The organism is Streptomyces fumanus (assembly GCF_014655295.1).
In the GTDB taxonomy this organism is placed as follows: domain Bacteria; phylum Actinomycetota; class Actinomycetes; order Streptomycetales; family Streptomycetaceae; genus Streptomyces; species Streptomyces fumanus.
In genome coordinates, this window is the sequence record NZ_BNBI01000005.1 from 386,653 (window position 1) to 403,519 (window position 16,867).

Annotated in this window: 18 protein-coding genes; 13 read left to right on the forward strand and 5 right to left on the reverse strand. The window is 74.5% G+C overall.

The genetic code is table 11. From position 1 onward, the window contains the following. The first annotated feature begins 94 nt into the window (after positions 1–94). The 11 genes from paaA to IE316_RS13615 all read left to right on the forward strand — a co-directional run bounded on the left by paaA (position 95) and on the right by IE316_RS13615 (position 10,364). A complete protein-coding gene (paaA, locus tag IE316_RS13565; protein ID WP_190204523.1) occupies positions 95–1,078 on the forward strand; it encodes a 1,2-phenylacetyl-CoA epoxidase subunit PaaA in 984 nt (327 codons plus the stop codon). Beyond that, on the forward strand, positions 1,075–1,365 hold the full coding sequence (paaB, locus tag IE316_RS13570) for a 1,2-phenylacetyl-CoA epoxidase subunit PaaB (RefSeq protein ID WP_190204524.1): 291 nt from the start codon (positions 1,075–1,077) through the stop codon (positions 1,363–1,365). The genes paaA and paaB overlap by 4 nt, the downstream gene beginning before the upstream one ends. 9 nt (positions 1,366–1,374) lie before the next feature. Next, positions 1,375–2,202: a 1,2-phenylacetyl-CoA epoxidase subunit PaaC gene (gene paaC, locus IE316_RS13575; protein ID WP_190204525.1), complete on the forward strand. Its 828-nt coding sequence runs from the start codon at positions 1,375–1,377 to the stop codon at positions 2,200–2,202. Next, positions 2,196–2,711 (forward strand): 1,2-phenylacetyl-CoA epoxidase subunit PaaD, encoded by a 516-nt coding sequence (gene paaD / locus IE316_RS13580; RefSeq protein WP_190204526.1) that lies wholly within the window; start codon positions 2,196–2,198, stop codon positions 2,709–2,711. The genes paaC and paaD overlap by 7 nt, the downstream gene beginning before the upstream one ends. After that, on the forward strand, positions 2,711–3,820 hold the full coding sequence (gene paaE / locus IE316_RS13585; RefSeq protein WP_190204527.1) for a 1,2-phenylacetyl-CoA epoxidase subunit PaaE: 1,110 nt from the start codon (positions 2,711–2,713) through the stop codon (positions 3,818–3,820). Before paaD ends, paaE begins: the two co-directional genes overlap by 1 nt. Before the next feature lie 74 nt (positions 3,821–3,894). After that, complete coding sequence (locus tag IE316_RS13590; RefSeq protein ID WP_373311174.1) at positions 3,895–5,295, forward strand: FAD-dependent oxidoreductase; 1,401 nt, start codon at positions 3,895–3,897, stop codon at positions 5,293–5,295. 582 nt (positions 5,296–5,877) lie between these two features. Beyond that, on the forward strand, positions 5,878–7,608 hold the full coding sequence (locus IE316_RS13595; RefSeq protein ID WP_190204529.1) for an ATP-binding protein: 1,731 nt from the start codon (positions 5,878–5,880) through the stop codon (positions 7,606–7,608). A 123-nt stretch (positions 7,609–7,731) separates the two neighbouring features. Continuing rightward, complete coding sequence (locus IE316_RS13600; protein WP_190204649.1) at positions 7,732–8,151, forward strand: roadblock/LC7 domain-containing protein; 420 nt, start codon at positions 7,732–7,734, stop codon at positions 8,149–8,151. Next, a complete protein-coding gene (locus tag IE316_RS13605) occupies positions 8,148–8,504 on the forward strand; it encodes a DUF742 domain-containing protein (protein WP_190204530.1) in 357 nt (118 codons plus the stop codon). Before IE316_RS13600 ends, IE316_RS13605 begins: the two co-directional genes overlap by 4 nt. Continuing rightward, positions 8,485–9,102, forward strand: a complete 618-nt coding sequence (locus tag IE316_RS13610) for a GTP-binding protein (protein ID WP_190204531.1) — start codon at positions 8,485–8,487, stop codon at positions 9,100–9,102. Before IE316_RS13605 ends, IE316_RS13610 begins: the two co-directional genes overlap by 20 nt. After that, positions 9,099–10,364, forward strand: a complete 1,266-nt coding sequence (locus tag IE316_RS13615; protein WP_190204532.1) for a cytochrome P450 — start codon at positions 9,099–9,101, stop codon at positions 10,362–10,364. The genes IE316_RS13610 and IE316_RS13615 overlap by 4 nt, the downstream gene beginning before the upstream one ends. A gap of 46 nt (positions 10,365–10,410) precedes the next feature. Here the strand turns inward: IE316_RS13615 and IE316_RS13620 are convergent, their stop codons facing one another. Continuing rightward, positions 10,411–11,637, reverse strand: coding sequence for a cytochrome P450 (locus tag IE316_RS13620; protein WP_190204533.1), 1,227 nt, complete (start codon positions 11,635–11,637; stop codon positions 10,411–10,413). Positions 11,638–11,880: 243 nt separating this feature from the next. Here IE316_RS13620 and IE316_RS13625 point away from each other — a divergent pair, with 243 nt between their 5' ends. Together IE316_RS13625 and IE316_RS13630 are read left to right on the forward strand one after the other, a co-directional pair. Beyond that, positions 11,881–12,951 carry an MDR family NADP-dependent oxidoreductase gene (locus IE316_RS13625; RefSeq protein WP_229910377.1) on the forward strand — a complete coding sequence of 357 codons (1,071 nt, stop codon included), beginning with the start codon at positions 11,881–11,883 and terminating at the stop codon, positions 12,949–12,951. Between the two features lie 41 nt (positions 12,952–12,992). Next, positions 12,993–13,421, forward strand: coding sequence for a helix-turn-helix domain-containing protein (locus tag IE316_RS13630; protein ID WP_190204534.1), 429 nt, complete (start codon positions 12,993–12,995; stop codon positions 13,419–13,421). Here IE316_RS13630 and IE316_RS13635 read toward each other — a convergent pair. From IE316_RS13635 to IE316_RS13650, 4 genes are all read right to left on the reverse strand, one after another. Then, positions 13,399–14,262, reverse strand: a complete 864-nt coding sequence (locus IE316_RS13635; protein ID WP_229910378.1) for a lysozyme — start codon at positions 14,260–14,262, stop codon at positions 13,399–13,401. The two genes, IE316_RS13630 and IE316_RS13635, sit on opposite strands and share 23 nt — an antisense overlap. Positions 14,263–14,316: 54 nt before the next feature. Further along, positions 14,317–14,982: a CBS domain-containing protein gene (locus IE316_RS13640; RefSeq protein WP_190204535.1), complete on the reverse strand. Its 666-nt coding sequence runs from the start codon at positions 14,980–14,982 to the stop codon at positions 14,317–14,319. A 92-nt stretch (positions 14,983–15,074) separates the two neighbouring features. Then, complete coding sequence (locus IE316_RS13645) at positions 15,075–16,133, reverse strand: bifunctional class I SAM-dependent methyltransferase/NUDIX hydrolase (RefSeq protein WP_190204536.1); 1,059 nt, start codon at positions 16,131–16,133, stop codon at positions 15,075–15,077. A gap of 32 nt (positions 16,134–16,165) precedes the next feature. Then, positions 16,166–16,813 (reverse strand): L-threonylcarbamoyladenylate synthase, encoded by a 648-nt coding sequence (locus tag IE316_RS13650; protein ID WP_190204652.1) that lies wholly within the window; start codon positions 16,811–16,813, stop codon positions 16,166–16,168. Between the last annotated feature and the right edge of the window lie 54 nt (positions 16,814–16,867).

A 16,867-nucleotide genomic window follows, 5' to 3' on the forward strand; every position in this document is an offset into this window, starting at 1 on the left:
GGCGGAAATCCATCGGCCCCGACGGTTGCCGGGACCCGGGGGACTGGTTCTATCATGAACCGAACGAATGGTCGGTTGGGGAGAGGTGACCGAGATGGCGGCACGGCAGGCCGGGCCGGCGGCGCACGAGGCGCCCCCGGAACTCCAGCAGCACTTCGACGCGACGATCGCCCGTGACCAGCGGATCGAGCCGCGCGACTGGATGCCCGACGGCTACCGCTCCACCCTGATCCGCCAGATCGCCCAGCACGCCCACTCCGAGATCATCGGCATGCAGCCCGAGGGCGAGTGGATCACCCGCGCCCCCTCGCTGCGCCGCAAGGCGATCCTGTTCGCCAAGGTCCAGGACGAGGCCGGCCACGGCCTGTACCTGTACGCGGCGGCCGAGACGCTCGGCGCCGACCGCGCGGACCTCACCCGGCGGCTGATCGAGGGCCACCAGAAGTACTCGTCGATCTTCAACTACCCGACGCCGACCTTCGCCGACGTCGGTGTGATCGGCTGGTTCGTGGACGGCGCCGCGATCTGCAACCAGGTCCCCCTGTGCCGCAGCTCCTACGGCCCCTACGCCCGCGCCATGGTGCGGATCTGCAAGGAGGAGTCCTTCCACCAGCGGCAGGGCTACGAGCTGCTGAGGACGATGATGCGCGGCACCGACGCCCAGCGGGAGATGGTGCAGGACGCGGTGGACCGCTGGTGGTGGCCGTCGCTGATGATGTTCGGCCCGCCCGACGACGCCTCGCCCAACTCCGCCCGCTCGATGGCCTGGAAGATCAAGCGGCACAGCAACGACGAACTGCGCCAGCGCTTCGTCGACATGACCGTCCCGCAGGCCGAGAAGCTCGGCGTCACCCTCCCCGACCCCGAACTGCGCTGGAACCCGGAGCGCGGCCACCACGACTTCGGCACCCCCGACTGGGACGAGCTGACCCGGGTCATCCAGGGCGACGGACCGTGCAACGCCCAGCGCGTGCGGCGGCGCCGCACCGCCCACGAGGAGGGCGCCTGGGTGCGCGAGGCCGCCGCCGCGCACGCCGCCAAGCGGGCCGCCCGCAGCGAGAAGGGAGCGGTGGCATGACCGCCGAGCGCGACTGGCCCCTGTACGAGGTGTTCGTCCGCGGCAAGCGGGGCCTCAACCACGTCCACGTCGGCTCGCTGCACGCCGCCGACGACCGGATGGCCCTCACCCACGCCCGGGACCTCTACACCCGGCGCAACGAGGGGGTGAGCATCTGGGTGGTGCGCTCCGCGCACATCGCCGCCTCCACCCGCGACGAGAAGGACCCCTTCTTCGACCCGAGCGCCGACAAGGTGTACCGCCACCCCACCTTCTACGACATCCCCGACGACGTCCCGCACATCTAGGAGCAGGGCATGAGCGACGACCACGTCTACCTCACCCTCGCCGAGGAGCACGAGGACGACACCCGGTGGGCCTACGGCACCGGCTTCGAGGACCCCCTGCACGGCGTGGACACCACCGTCCCCGACGGCGTCGACCGGGCCGCGCTGGCCGGGCTCTGCCTGGCGCTCGGCGACGACGCCCTGGTCGCGGCCCAGCGGCTGGCCGAGTGGACCACCCGCGCCCCCGAGCTGGAAGAAGAGGTCGCCCTCGCCAACATCGGCCTGGACCTGCTCGGCCAGGCCCGGCTGCTGTACGCCCGCTGCGGCCAGGTCGACGGCACCGGCCGCGGCGAGGACGCCTACGCCTACTTCCGCGACCCGGCCGGCTTCCGCAACGTCACCCTGGCCGAACTGCCCAACGGCGACTTTGCGTTCAGCATGGTCCGGCTGCTGGTGTTCGCCAGTTGGCGGCTGGCCCACCTCCAGCGGCTCACCGCCTCGCCCGACCCGGTGCTCGCCGCCGTCGCCGCCAAGGGCGTCAAGGAACTGACGTACCACCGCCAGTACGCCGCCGAATGGGTGGTGCGGCTCGGCGACGGCACCGAGGAGTCGCACCGGCGCACCCGCGCCGCGCTGCGGCAGGTCACCCCGCACCTCGGCGAGCTGTTCACCGCCTACGACGCCCGGGAGGAGGTGGTCGCCGTGCTGCGCCAGGTGACGGACGCGGCCGGAGTGCCGCTGCCCGCCTGGACACCGGGGCCCGGGGCCGGCCGGCGGGGCGTCCACACCGAGCACCTCGCCCCGCTGCTGGCCGAGTTGCAGTCCGTCGCCCGCGCCCACCCGGAGGCGTCATGGTGACCGCACCGGCCGACGCCCGGCGCGCCCGGCACATCGCCGGGCGGGTCCCCGACCCCGAACTGCCCATGCTCACCCTCGCCGACCTCGGCGTCCTGCGCGCGGTCGACGTCGGCCCGGACGGCACGGTCGTCGTCAGCCTCACCCCCACCTACTCGGGCTGCCCGGCCATGGCCGAGATGCGCGCCCAGGCGGCCGCCCGGCTCAGGGCCGCCGGATACCCGCGGGTGAAGGTGCGCACCGTCCTCGACCCGCCCTGGACCACCGACTGGATCACCCCCGAGGGCCGCCGCAAACTCGCCGAGCACGGCATCGCCCCGCCCGGCCCCGCCCCCCGGCCCGCGCCCGGACCGGTGCCCCTGGTCCTGACGGCCACCCGGCGCGCGGTGCCCTGCCCGCGCTGCGGCGCGGCGGACACCGAGGAGACCTCCCGGTTCGGCGCCACCTCCTGCAAGGCGCTGTGGCGCTGCCGCGCCTGCCGCGAACCGTTCGAGTACGTCAAGGAGATCTGATGGCCGACCTGTTGAGCGGACCCGCCCCGGTGCGGCCGCCGCGCCGCCGGCCCGTCTTCCACCCGCTGCGCGTGGCCTCCGTACAGCGCCTGTGCGAGGACGCGGTCGCGGTCGCCTTCGACGTCCCCGCGGACCTGGCCGGGGAGTTCGCGTTCGCGCCCGGGCAGTCCCTCACCCTGCGCCGCGTCGTCGGCGGACGCGACGAGCGGCGCTCGTACTCCATCTGCTCCCCGGCCGGTGCCCGGCGGCCCCGGATCGGGGTGCGCGCGGTGCCTGGCGGGCTGTTCTCCTCCTGGCTGGTGCACGAGGTCCGCCCCGGCGACACCGTCGAGGTGATGGCCCCGACCGGTGCCTTCACCCCCGACCTGACCACCCCCGCCCACCACGTCCTGGTCGCCGCCGGGTCGGGCATCACCCCGATGCTGTCCATCGCCGAGTCCGTCCTCGCCGCCGACGACCGCTCCCGCGTCACCCTCTTCTACGGCAACCGGCGCACCGGCTCGGTGATGTTCGCCGACGAGCTGGCCGACCTCAAGGACCTGTACCCCGCCCGGTTCCAGCTCGCCCACGTGCTCTCCCGGGAACCCCGCGAGGCCGGGCTGCTGACCGGCCGGATCGACGCCGAGCGGCTCGCCGCCCTGATCGACGGGCTGGTCGAGCCGGCCGGCGCCGACCACTGGTGGCTGTGCGGCCCGCACGGCATGGTCACCGACGCCCGGCGCGTGCTGACCGCACTCGGCGTCCCCGCCGAACGCGTCCACCAGGAGCTGTTCTTCGCCGGCGAGGAACCCCCCGGTGCCGTGCGCCGCCCCGAGCCGCGCCCCGGCGGGCCGGTCAGCGAGGTCACCGTCGTCCTCGACGGCCGCTCCACCACCGCCCCGCTGCCCCGCGACACCACCCTGCTCGACTCCGCCGCCCGGGTCCGCCCCGACCTGCCCTTCGCCTGCAAGGGCGGCGTCTGCGGCACCTGCCGCGCCAAGGTCACCGACGGCGAGGCCGACATGCGCCGCAACTACGCCCTGGAACCCGCCGAGGTCGACGCCGGCTACGTACTGACCTGTCAGAGCTACCCGGTCTCCGGCACCCTTACGGTCGACTACGACTGCTGAACCCGCCCCCGCCGCCCGCCCGGCCGCGATACTGGTGCCGTACGGACGAAGACGGCACGGTCAGGGGAGCGGCATTGGTGAAGTCCACGCGGACCAGCGGCGCAAGGACGCCGGGCGGGCGGCACGCGGTCGTGGTCGGGGGGAGCCTCGCGGGGCTGCTGGCGGCGCACGTCCTGACCGCGCACGCGGACCGGGTCACCGTCGTCGAGCGGGACCGCTACCCGGAGGGTCCCGTCCCGCGCGCCGGGGTGCCGCAGAGCCGCCACCCGCACGTCCTGCTGGAGGCCGGCCAACTCGCCCTGGAAGAGCTGCTCCCCGGCTTCCTCGGCGAACTGCGGGCGGCCGGCGCCCCCCGGGTCGGGATGCCCGAGGACATGGTGCAGTGGCAGAACGGCCGCTGGTTCACCCGCCTGCCGGCCACCACCCACCTGTACACCGGATCGCGCGCCCAGCTCGAACAGCTCGTCCGGCGGCGGGTGCTGGCCGACCCGGCGATCACCGTCGCCGAGGGCACGGACGCCGTCGGCCTGCTCGGCGACGCCTCCCGGGTGCGCGGCGTCCTGCTGCGCGACCGCGGTGCCGCGCCCGACGCCCGGCCGCGCCCGGTCGAGGCCGACCTCGTCGTGGACGCCTCCGGCCGCGGCACCAAGGCCCCCCGCTGGCTGGCCGACCTGGGCGCCGAGGCCCCGCCGGAGGAGGTCATCGACACCGGACTCGCCTACGCCTCCCGCGTCTACCGCGACACCACCGGCACCCTCGGCGGCCACGCGCTCGGCATCAACATCGTGCCCAACCCCGCCCAGCCCTACGGCGCCGTCGTCCTGCCCCTGGAGGACGGCACCCACATCGCCACCATGTCCGGGCTGCGCGGCGACGAACCCCCCACCGACGAGGAGGAGTTCACCGCGTACGCCAAGAAGCTGCCGCACCCCCTGGTGCACCGGTGGCTGCGCGACAGCGAGCCCCTCACCCCCGTGCGCGGCTTCGGGCGGACCTCGAACGTGCGGCGCCGCTACGACCTGCCGGGCCGCCGCCCCGCCGGGTTCCTGGCGACCGGCGACGCCCTGTGCACGTTCAACCCGATCTACGGCCAGGGCATGGCCGTCGCCGCCCTGAACGCCGTCGCGCTGCGCGACGCGCTGGCGGACCCCCGCCGCACCCCCAGCACCGCCCGGGTGCAGCGGGCCCTGCTCGCCGCGTCCCGGCAGGCGTGGGACATCTCCGCCGGGGCCGACAAGAAGATGCCGGGCGTCCTCGGCAACGCGCTCACCGTCACGGCCGCGGACCGCCTCGCCGGCCCGTATCTGCGCCGCGTCCAGGACCGCTACCCCGGCGACCCGGTCATCGGCCCGGCCTTCCGCTCGGTGCTCACCCTCACCGCCCCGCTCACCTCCGTGTTCGCCCCGAAGGTGGTCCGGGCGGTGCTGTTCGGCCCGGCGCCGCGCACCCCCGCCGAGCCGCCGATGACCGCGTGACACCGCCCCGTACCGCCCGCCGCGAGCGGCCCGGCTCACGTCTTCCCGCACGAGGACCGCAACTCCCTCCACCGGCTGAAGGCCGACGAGGTGTACGAGACCGGCGAGCCCGGCCACCCGGTCCGGGCCCACCTCTCCGTCCAGCAGGTCGAGGGCGGCGACCCGCTGGTCCACCCGGCCTGAACCGGGCCCGCCAGACGATGGTCAACTGACGGAAAACGTCAGTGGGTTGGCTGAAAATCGCTCACCCGTTCGTGGTCTTGCTCGATCGAAGAAACGGTTATTCTCGACCGTTCGCGCGAACAGGTCTCCAGATCGTCCCGTGATCAGGGCCGCGGAGGCTGCTGGCGGCATATTCCGCCCTCTATCACGGGGCACCTGCGCGGCAGCACCTTCGGGCCTAAATCGGCCGTCTCGCAGACTGTGCCCCCAGGCGGAACTCCGGACGCGGCCGGGTGACTAGCATGAACCCATACCTGGTCCGGAAGATCACCATCCCTTTGGCGTGCGTTCTCCGGGCCGGTGGCCGTCGTGTGTCGGTCGACCCGTTTCTCCTGCACCCAAGGACCGAGGGACCGCGGAATGTCAGTGCCTGCACCGCCCAGTCAGCACCGGTCGGCGAAGCCCGGCCGGGCCGCTCCGGTCGTACCCCTGGCCGTGCTGGTGGTGACTGCCGCGGCGGCCGGCGCGGTGGCCGCGGTAGCCCCCGCGAGCGCCCGCTCCTGGGCGCTCGCCACCGTGCTGGGCGCCTGGCTCTGCGTCGCCGTCACGGTCGTCGTCAGCGCCCTGCTGCTCCGGCGGGCCCGCCGCCAGAACCTGCGGCTCGGCGCCGAGGCCCAGCAGGCCAGGGCCCAGTCGGCGCAGACGGCGGGGGAGACCGCCCACCTGGTCACCGTCACGGTGCCCGCCGTCGTCAAGCGGCTGCGCGACGGCACCAGCGCGAACGACGCGGTGACCGGCGTGACCCCGCCCTCCGACCCCCAGCTCCGCCAGCTCCTGCACGTCTTCGCCGCCGCGATGGAGGAGCAGGTACGGCACGCCGTCACGGCCGGCGCCGAACTGCGCCAGGCCCGCGAGGAGTCCGGCCGGGCCGCCGCCGAACTGCGCCGGCTGACCGACGAGACCCTGCCCACCGCCGTGACACGGCTGCGCGAGGGCCACTCCGCCGAGACCGTCCTCGCCGAACTCGACTGGCCGGGGCTGCCCCTGCTGCGGGCCCCCGCCGAATCGTTCGTCCGTGAACTCGCCCGCAGCGAGCGCCGCGCCGCCGCCGCGCAGGCCGCCTCCGCCAAGGCACTCAGCCGCGTCCAGGCCAAGGCGGTCAGCATGCTCGCCGACCTCCGCGAGATGCAGGAACGGCACGGCGAGGAGGTCTTCGGCGACCTGCTCAAGCTGGACCACAGCACCTCCCAGCTCGGCCTGATGACCGACCGGCTGGCCCTGCTGATGGGCGGCCGCTCCAGCCGCGCCTGGAACAAGCCCATCGTGATGGAGTCCATCCTGCGCGGCGCGGTCGGCCGCATCGCCGCCTACCAGCGCGTCCGGCTGCACTGCTCGACCGGCGCCGCCGTCACCGGCTTCGCCGCCGAGGGCGTGATGCACCTGCTCGCCGAGCTGATGGACAACGCCGCCAACTTCTCCCCGCCCATCGACGAGGTCAACGTCTACGTCGAGGAGCGCAGCGCCGGCATCGTCGTCACCATCGAGGACAGCGGCCTGAAGATGGCCGCCGCCGCCATGCGCCGGGCCGAGGAGGCGGTGTCCGGGCGGATGACCGACCTCGCCACCCTCCAGGGCACCCGGCTCGGCCTCGCCGTCGTGGGCCGGCTCGCCGTCAAGTACGGCATCAGCGTCAACTTCCGGCCCTCCTCGCGCGGCGGCACCGGCGTCGTCGTCCTGCTGCCCCGCCAGCTCCTCGCCCAGCAGCGGGACCCGGCCCCCCGGCGGAGCCCGGCCCGCCACGCCGCCCCGGCACCCGAGCCCGCCCCCGCCCGCGCCGAACTGCCCGAGGCCCGCCCGGCGCCCCCGGCGCCCCTGCCCGAGCAGCCGGCGCCGCCCCGCCCCGCCGCCACCGAGGCCACGCCCAACGGGCTGCCCGTGCGCACCCCCGGCCGCACCATGGCCGAGGCCGAACGGGAGCGCGAGCAGCGCCGCGACCCGCGGGGCGAGACCGAGCGGACCACCCGGCCCGACACCGCCGCGACCCGCGACGCGGGCGCCCGCTTCGGCGCCTTCCACCGCGGCCGCCGGTCGGGCAGGGGCACCACCGGACCCGACGACCGGACCGCCCCCGAGCCGCCGGCCGCCCCGTAGGCCACCGCCCCCACCCCCCTGCGGCGCGCGGGGCCCCGGCGCCCACGTCCCCGCCCGAGTACGTGAGATTGGAGGAACGGGCCGGTGACCGCTCAGTTGGGCAACCACCGACCCCTCACCACCATGCAGACCACCGACAACAGCCTCACCTGGCTCCTGCAGAACCTCCTGGAGCGCACCCCCGGCACCCGGCACGCGCTGGTCCTGTCCCGGGACGGCCTCAAGCTGTGCTGGACCGAGCACCTGACGCTCGACCAGGCCGACCAGCTCGCGGCGATCTGCTCCGGCATCCAGGCCCTCGCCCAGGGCGCCTCCGTCGAGTTCGGCGACGGGACCGGCGGCGTGCGCCACTCGATGACCGAGTTCCACGGCGGCCTGCTGTTCATCGTGGAGGCCGGCGAGGGCGCGCACCTCGCCGTGGTCGCCGAGGAGAACGCCGACCCCGGTGTGGTCGGCCACCAGATGACCGAACTGGTCGAGCAGATCGGCGAGCACCTGCGAGCCGAACCCCGCAACCCGGTCCACGGGGGTGCCCCCTCGTGATGCGCAGGCCCGTGGACACCGGCGATCCGGACCGGCTCTACACGGTCACCGGCGGACGCAGCCGCGCCGACGACGACTTCGACCTGGTCACCCTGGTGGTCAGCGAGAGCGAGCCGACGGCCGGGATGCAGTCGGAGCACGCCCGCATCCTCGACCTGTGCCGGCACCCCACCGCCGTGGTCGAGATCGCCGCGGAGCTGAAGCTGCCGATCACGGTGGTGCGGATCCTGCTCGGAGACCTCCTCGCCATGGGCCGCATCACCGCCCGCCACCCCCGCGCGGCGCAGTCCCTCGCCTCGCTCCCCGACTCCGCGCTCCTCAAGGAGGTGCTCCATGGGCTCCGCAATCTCTGAGCTGCCGTCCCGCCGCACACCCCTGGCCGACGCCGCCGAGACCGGCCTGAAGATCGTGATCGTGGGCGGCTTCGGGGTCGGCAAGACGACCTTGGTCCGCTCGGTCAGCGAGATCCGGCCGCTGAACACCGAGGAGGTGATGACCCAGGCGGGCGTGGGCGTCGACGAGACCAGCGGGGTCGCCGCCAAGACCACCACCACGGTGGCCTTCGACTTCGGGCGGATCAGCCTCAACGAGCGCATGGTGCTCTACCTGTTCGGCGCCCCCGGGCAGGAGCGCTTCTGGTTCCTGTGGGACCGGCTGTTCTCCGGCACGCTCGGCGCGGTCGTCCTGGTCGACACCCGCCGTATGGACGACTCCTGGTACGCGATAGACCGGCTGGAACACCACCGCACCCCGTTCGTGGTGGCCGTGAACCGCTTCGACGACGACACCGCCGGCTACTCCCTGGACGAGATCCGCCAGGCGCTCGCCCTGCCCGAGCGGGTGCCGCTGATCGACTGCGACGCGCGGCTCAGGCAGTCCGGCAAGGACGTCCTGATCACCCTCGTGGACCACCTGTACGAACTGGCCATGGCCCAGGAGATGACACCGTGACCGACCCCGGAAACCCCTCCACCGACGCGGTCCCGCCACCGGGCTGCCCCGCTCACCCCGGCGCCGTGCGCCTGGGGGGTCTGGAGTACCAGCAGTCGCCCTCGCAGCTCTACCGGGCGCTGCGCCGGGAGCACGGCCCGGTGGCCCCGGTGCTGCTGGACGGGGACATCCCCGCCTGGCTGGTCCTCGGCTACTCCGAGCTGAGCTATGTCACCAGCCACGACGAGCTGTTCGCGCGGGACTCCCGGCGCTGGAACCAGTGGCCGAACATCCCGCCGGACTGGCCGCTGCTGCCGTTCGTCGGCTACCAGCCGTCGGTGCTGTTCACCGAGGGCGAGGAGCACCAGCGGCGGGCCGGGGTGATCACCGAGGCGCTGGAGGGCGTCGACCAGTTCGAACTGGCCCGGGAGTGCCAGGAGATCGCCGACGCGCTGATCGCCGCCTTCGCGGGCAGCGGCCACGCCGAGCTGATGAGCGGCTACGCGCACGCCCTCCCGGCGCGGGCCGTGGTCCAGATGTGCGGGATGCCGAGCAGCGGCACCGACACCCAGCAGCTCGTGGACGACCTGCGGATCTCCCTGGACGCGGCGGAGGGCGACGACCCGGTCGCCGCGTACGGGCGGGTGGGCGCGCGGCTCGCCCAGTTGGTGAAGGAGAAGCGGGAGCGGCCGGGCCCGGACGTCACCTCGCGGATGCTGCTGCACCCGGCCGGACTCACCGACGAGGAGGTCGTCCAGGACCTGATCTCGGTCATCGCGGCCGCCCAGCAGCCCACCGGCAACTGGATCGGCAACACCCTGCGGCTGCTGCTGACCGACGAGCGGTTCGCCCTGAACGTCTCCGGCGGGCGGCTCAGCGTCGGCGAGGCGCTCAACGAGGTGCTGTGGCTGGACACCCCGACGCAGAACTTCGTCGGCCGCTGGGCGGTGCGCGACACCCAGCTCGGCGGGCGGCGGATCCGGGCCGGCGACTGCGTGGTGCTGGGGCTGGCCGCCGCCAACACCGACCCGCAGATCTGGCCGGAGTCGCACGTCGGCGCCGAGAACAGCGCCCACCTGTCGTTCAGCAACGGCGAGCACCGCTGCCCGTACCCGGCGCCGCTGCTCGCGGACGTGATGGCCCGTACCGCGGTGGAGACGCTGCTGGAGCGGCTGCCGGACCTGGTCCTCGCGGTGGAGCCGGAGGAGCTGACCTGGCGGCCGTCGATCTGGATGCGCGGACTGACCGCGCTCCCGGCGGAGTTCACGCCGGTGGTGCAGTAGCGGCGTCCGGGCCCCGCCCCGGGGCCCGGACCGACCGCGCGGGGGATCAGGCCGCGACGGGCGTGAACCGCACCGGCAGCGCCTGCGGTCCCCGGGTGAACACCCCTTGCTCCGCCGGGTCGAAGCCGTCGGCGAGCCGCAGGTCCGGCATGGCGTCCAGGAGCTGGTCGACGCCGATCTCCACCTCGGCCTTGGCCAGCAGCGCGCCCACGCAGAAGTGCCGGCCGAGCGCGAAGGCGAGGTGGTCGGCGGCGGCCGAGAAGGCGGTGGTGGTGGTCAGGTCGTCGCGGTGGATGTCGAAGCGGTCGGGGCCCCGGTACCGCTCCGGGTCGCGGTTGGCGGCGCCGATCAGGCAGGTGACGGTGGCCCCGGCGGGGATGGTGCCGCCGCTGAGCGTGACCTCGGTGGCCGACTGCCGCATGATCATGTGGACCGGCGGGGTGTAGCGCAGGGTCTCGGCGAAGGCCCGCGGGATCAGGGAGCGGTCCGCGCGGACGGCCGCCAACTGCTCGGGGTGGCGCAGCAGATTGGCGAATATGCTCGCTATCGCCTTGTCGGTGGTCTCGCCGCCGGCCGCCAGCAGCAGGCTGCAGAACGCCTTGATGTCCTCGTCGCTCATCCGGACGCCGTCGACCTCGGCGGCGCAGAGCGTGGACAGCAGGTCGTCGCCGAGGTTCTCGCGCCGCTCCCGGATGATCGGCAGCATGTACTCGGCGAACTCCACGCGGGTGCGCTCGCCGGCCGCCGTGACCTCCGGGTCGCCGGAGAGGTTGCCGAGGAAGGCGATGACCGCGGTGTACCAGCGGTGGAACCGGGCGTGATCGGCCTTGTCCAGCCCGAGCATGTCCGCGATCACGTTGACCGGGAAGCGGGTCGCGTAGTCGGTGACCAGGTCGGCGGAGCCGGTGTGCCGGAACGCGTCGATGAGTTCCCGCGAGTTGCGCTCGATGACCGGGAGGAACTTCTCCTGGAGGTCCGTGCCCCGGAAGGCGGGGGCGACCAGGGCCCGGCGGACCGCGTGTTCCCGGCCACTGAGCTGAAGGATCGTTTTCCCGTGCACGGGTTCGATCTGCCAGTCGTAGTTCTCGGTGGTGAACTGGCCGGCCTTGTCCTTGAAGACCCGTTCGACGTCCTCGTACCGCGAGACGATGTAGCTCCGGGTGGCCTCGTGCCAGATGAGCGGGGCGCTCTCGCGCATCACGCGATAGGCCGGATAGGGGTCCGCTGCGAACTCGGGCGAGAGGATGTCGGGGACCTGCTGCGCGGTGGACATGGAGCTCCCTGGGTCAGTAACGGGCGTACGCCCCAAGGTTATTGATCATCCGCCATACGAAACAGGGGGTGCGGCCCGCTCGGGACCGCCCCGGAGTCTCCTTGGCCGAAAACCGGCTCCCCCGGAGGGGACCGGCTGCACGGAACCGGGCTTGCCCCTGACCCGCGGGTCAGGGATTAGCGTCGGGCCCCGGTCCGGAGCAGCGGTGCCCGGCCGGTCAGCCACGCCCGAGGAGGCCCCCCCGTGACCACCACCGCCCTGCCGCGCACCAGCCGGGAAGTGCGGCTCGCCGCCCTGCCCCGCGCGCTGCCCGAGACCGCGGACCTCACCGTCGCCGAGACCGCCACCCCCGCCCCGGCGCCGGGCCACGTCCTGGTCCGCAACCGCCACTTCCAGGTCTTCGGGGGCCTGCGCACCCTGATCGGCGGGGTGGCCGACGACACCCCCGTACCGGGCCTGCGCCCCGGCGACGCGCTGTACGGGCCCGCCGTCGGCGAGGTCGTCGCCGCCCCCGACGCGGGCCCGTTGCGCCCCGGCGACCTGGTGACGCACCTGCTGGGCTGGCGCGAGTACGCCCTGGTGCCGGTGGCCGAGTGCCGCCCGGCCGACCCCGCGCTGCCCGACCCCGCCGCCCACCTCACCTCCGGCTCCGCCGCGTACGGGGCGCTGACCCGGCTGGCCCGGGTGCGCGAGGGCGACGTGGTGCTGGTCACCGGCGCGGCCGGCGGGGTGGGCTCGCTGGCCGGGCAGATCGCCAGGCTGCTCGGCGCCGCCCGGGTCATCGGCACCACGGGCACCCCCGGCAAGGCCGCCCGGCTCACCGCGGAACTCGGCTACGACACGGTGCTGACCGCCGGTTCCTGGCGCGAACGCGGCACCGGCGACGCGGACGCCGGGTACCGCGCGTTCGCCGCGCGGCTCGCCGAGGCCGCCCCGGACGGCATCGACGTGCTGCTGGACAACGTGGGCGGCGTCCAGCTCACCGCGGCCGTGGACGCCGCCCGGCCCGGCGCCCGGCTGGCCCTGGTCGGCGCCCTGTCCGGGCAGTTCGACCCGGCGGGCACCGGCAACACCGCGCCCGCCCGGATCGACAGCTTCCGGCTGCTGTTCCAGGGGGCCTCCCTGCTCGGGTACACCGGCCGTGACCACCCCGACGTGGAGGCGGAGTGGACCGGACGGTTCGGCGCCTGGCTGCGCTCCGGCGAGATCCAACTGCCGCTGACCCGCGTCACGGGCATCGAACGGGCCCCGCGGGCGTTGTGGGAACTGACCAGGGGAGAGACCTTCGGCACGGTCGTCGTCGACCTGCCCTGACACGGGCGACGACGGCCGTGCCGGAGAGACGGGAGGGACGTATGCGCATCGGCGACGCGGCGGCCGCGATCGGCGCGACCCCCAGGGCACTGCGCTTCTACGAGCAGCGTGGCCTGCTGTCGCCGCCCCGCCGCACCAGATCGGGGCAGCGGGACTACACCGCCGAGGACCTCGCCGTGCTCCGGGGCATCCGGTACCTGCTCGGCCTCGGGCTCACCGTCGAGGACCTGGCCGGCCTCGCCGACCGCCTCCCGCTGCTCGCCGCGCGCCCGCCCGGGCCCTGCCGCCCCGACGAGCCCGGTGAACCGGCCATCATCGGCACGACCGTGGTCCGGCGGCGCATCGCCGCCCTCGACGCGGAGATCGAGCGGCTCACCCGGCTCCGGGACGCCCTGCGGGAGGGCCTCGCACCCATCCCGGCGGGCGAGCCGTCCCCGGCGGCCGGGGTCAGCCCTCCGCGAAGGCGGTGACCTGTTCCAGGGTGCCGTTGAACCGGTCGTGGTCGCCGACGATCGGCCCGGTCGAGGTGTACTGCCACATCGTGTGGTACTGCCACCCGGCAGGCAGCGGCCCGGGCGAGTCGGCGTACCGGGCGATCCACAGCGGGTTGACGGCACCGAAGCCGTCGTCGTCGCCGGTGCACTGCTTCCACCAGGCGGTGGAGGTGTAGATCACCGCGGCCCGGCCGGTGCGGGCCCGGTAGCGCTCGGTGAAGTCCCGGATCCAGGACACCATCTGGGCCTTGGTCTTGCCGTAGCAGGTCGACCCGTACGGGTTCCACTCGATGTCCAGCACCCCGGGCAGCGTCCGGCCGCCCTTCGCCCAGGCGCCGCCGTGGTCGACGAAGTAGTCGGCCTGGGCGGTGCCGCTGGAGGAGTCCGGCGTCGCGAAGTGGTAGGCGCCGCGGATCATGCCGACGTCGTACGAGCCGTCGTACTGCTGGCCGTACTTGGGGTTGCGGTAGGAGGTGCCCTCGGTGGCCTTCACATAGGCCCACTTCACCCCGCTCTTCCACAGGGCCGGCCAGTCGACGTCGCCCTGGTGGCTGGAGACGTCCACGCCCTCGGTCTGGGCGGCCCGGGTGCCGGTGGGCCGGCCCTGGACGCCCTCGTGGGCGAGGACCCCCACGCCCATGTAGGCCGAGCCCCGGGCCGGGGACTCCTCGGCCACCGGCGGGTCCCCGGACGGTGGACCGTCGTCGGCCGCCGAGTCCACGGCGCCCAGGGCGGTCAGGAGCGACAGCGCGGCGAGGACGCCGCCGGTCGCGAGCATGCGGATACGGCCGTCCGCCACGGCTACGGGTCTGCGCACGCCTTCATCTGATCCGCTGCGCCGCCGCGCCGCATCTCACAGGCACCCGGACGGTCAGCCGCCCGCCGCCGCGCCGCCGTCCCGCCCGGTCTCGCCCCCGCCCTCGCCGATGGGCCGGAACTCCACCGCCACCACGCCGTCGACATGCCGGCACATGTCCTCCAGCGCCGACACCGACACCCGCCCCGGGAGCCGTCCGCTGAGCACCACATGGCCGTGCGCCACGTCGACCTGCACCGTGGAGGGCGCCAGACCGAGGGCCCGGACCAGGATCTCCTCGATGATCTCGGTGCGGATCTCGCGGTCCTTGCGCAGGAAGACCCGCAGCAGATCGCTGCGGCTGACCACCCCGATCAGCCGGTCGGCCTCGTCGGTCACCAGCAGCCGCTTGATGCCGTGCCGGGCCATCACCCGCGCCGCGTCGACCACGCTCCAGTCCTCGCGGGCGCAGACGGCGGGGGAGGTCATCAGGCCCGCCGCGTCGGTGGCCGACGCCTTGGCCCGGACCGGATCGGCGGCGTCCCCCGGGGCACCGCCGAGGATCTTCTGCAGGAGGTCCGCCTCCGACACCACCCCCACCGGCCGGTCGTCGGCGTCCACGACGGGCACCGCGGTGATGTCGTACTCCTGCAGCAGGTGGGCGATCTCCTTGAACGGCGTGCCCCGCTGGACGCGGACCACGGCGTCGCTCATCAGCTCGCGCACCTTCTGGTGGTTCATCAGGATCTTCCTCTCCGCTGCCGGTCCCCGTCGACCGGCATCCGACCTTCTGCCTGTGCGAACGTCCGGGGCGCCCCAGGGGTGCCCCGGTGTCACGCGGAAGGCGGCGGCGCGGCGAGGAGGTAGCGGTGCACCGGCGGCAGACCGGTGAGCAGACCGGGCCGGACGGTGTCGATGACCTGCGCGCTCGGCGTGAACAGCGGCCGGGTCAGCCGGGGCAGGTCGGCGGGCTCGTGCCACTCCCAGCGGTGGATCAAATGGGGCTCGGTGACGACGGGCTCACCGGCGCAGCCGGGGACGTGCACCGCCGCCGTCACCCGGGGCATCCCGGCGGCGGTGTCCAGCAGCAGGGCGGTGAGGCGCGCGGCGGCGGGGTCGGCGACCAGCCCGGTCTCCTCGGCCAGCTCCCGGACAGCCGCCGCCACGAAGTCCTCCCCGGGGTCGGTCTTGCCGCCGGGCAGTTCCCAGACCCCGCGCACCGACCAGCCCAGCAGGAGCCGCCCGTCCGGCCGGGTGACGACGACCCCGGCGCCGGTCAGCGCGTGCGCGGCGGGCCGGCCGCGGTCGGCGCAGGTCAGACGGGCGGGCAGCGGGTCGCGCAGCAGGACGACGGCGAGGCCGTCCGCGTCGTGGCGGGCCACGGTCCCCCAGCCCGCGCCGAGCAGGTCGAGCTCGTCCCGGTCGAGGGCGATGCGGCGTCTGCCGGCCGGGACGTTGCCGGCCAGCGGGGTGATCACACAGAGGGTGCCGCCGGGGCGCAGCCTCTCGCGCAGCCGGTTCAGCACCCGGGTGCGGTCGCCGACGAAGGCCCAGCTCAGCCGGAAGGTGATCAGGTCGTACGCGGGGTGCGGCAGGTCGTCGAGCCGGTCCCGCTCGATGTCGAACCGCCGGAACCGCACCGCCGTGGCACCGGACGCCGCCTGCGCCTGGGCGAGGGCCACCGGGGAGTGGTCCACGGCGTCGACCTCGTACCCGGCCGCGGCCAGATGGCGGGCGAGTTCCCCGAGCCCGCAGCCCACGTCGAGGGCGACGCCGCCCTCCGGGGCCGGGGCGTGCTCGGCGAGCAGGCGCCGCTCCGTGTCGCCGAGCGGCCGGAAGCCGCGCCCCGCGGCGTAGTACGCGTCCCACTCGCCGGCGCCGATGTCTGCCACCCGCCTCTCCTCGTCCCGGGGCCCGCCGCCGGTCAGCCGGCCTCGGTGAGGTCGGGGAGGTACCGGCGCAGCTCCTCCACGCCGATCGCGCCGGCCCGGCGCAGCACGGGGGTGTCGCCGGTGAGGTCCACGATGGAGGAGGGCACGGCGGCCGGGGTGGGACCGCCGTCGAGGTAGACGGCCACGGAGTCGCCGAGCATCTCCTGGGCGGCGTCGCAGTCCTGCGGCGAGGGGTGCCCGGTCAGGTTGGCGCTGGAGACCGCCATCGGCCCGGTCAGCGCGAGCAGTTCGAGGGCGAGGGGATGCGCGGGCATCCGTACCGCGACCGTCCCGTGGGTCTCGCCCAGGTCCCAGTCCAGCGTCGGCCGGTGCGCGGCGACCAGGGTCAGCGCGCCCGGCCAGAACGCCTCGACCAGGGCGGCCGCCCGGTCCGGCAGCTCGGTGACGAGGTCGGACAGGGCGTCGGCGGAGGCGACCAGGACGGGCGAGGGCATGTGCCGGCCGCGTCCCTTGGCCCGCAGCAGCCCGGCGACCGCCGCCGGGTCGAAGGCGTCGGCGCCGATGCCGTACACGGTGTCGGTGGGCAGCACCACCAGTTCCCCGCGCGAGACGGCCGCGGCGGCCTCCGCCAGGCCCTCGCGGCGCCCGGAGGCCACCGCACAGTCGAAACGACGGGTCATCATCAGTCCTCTCGGGTCACGGCCGCCCGGCCGCGCGCCGGGAGGGGCGCGGCG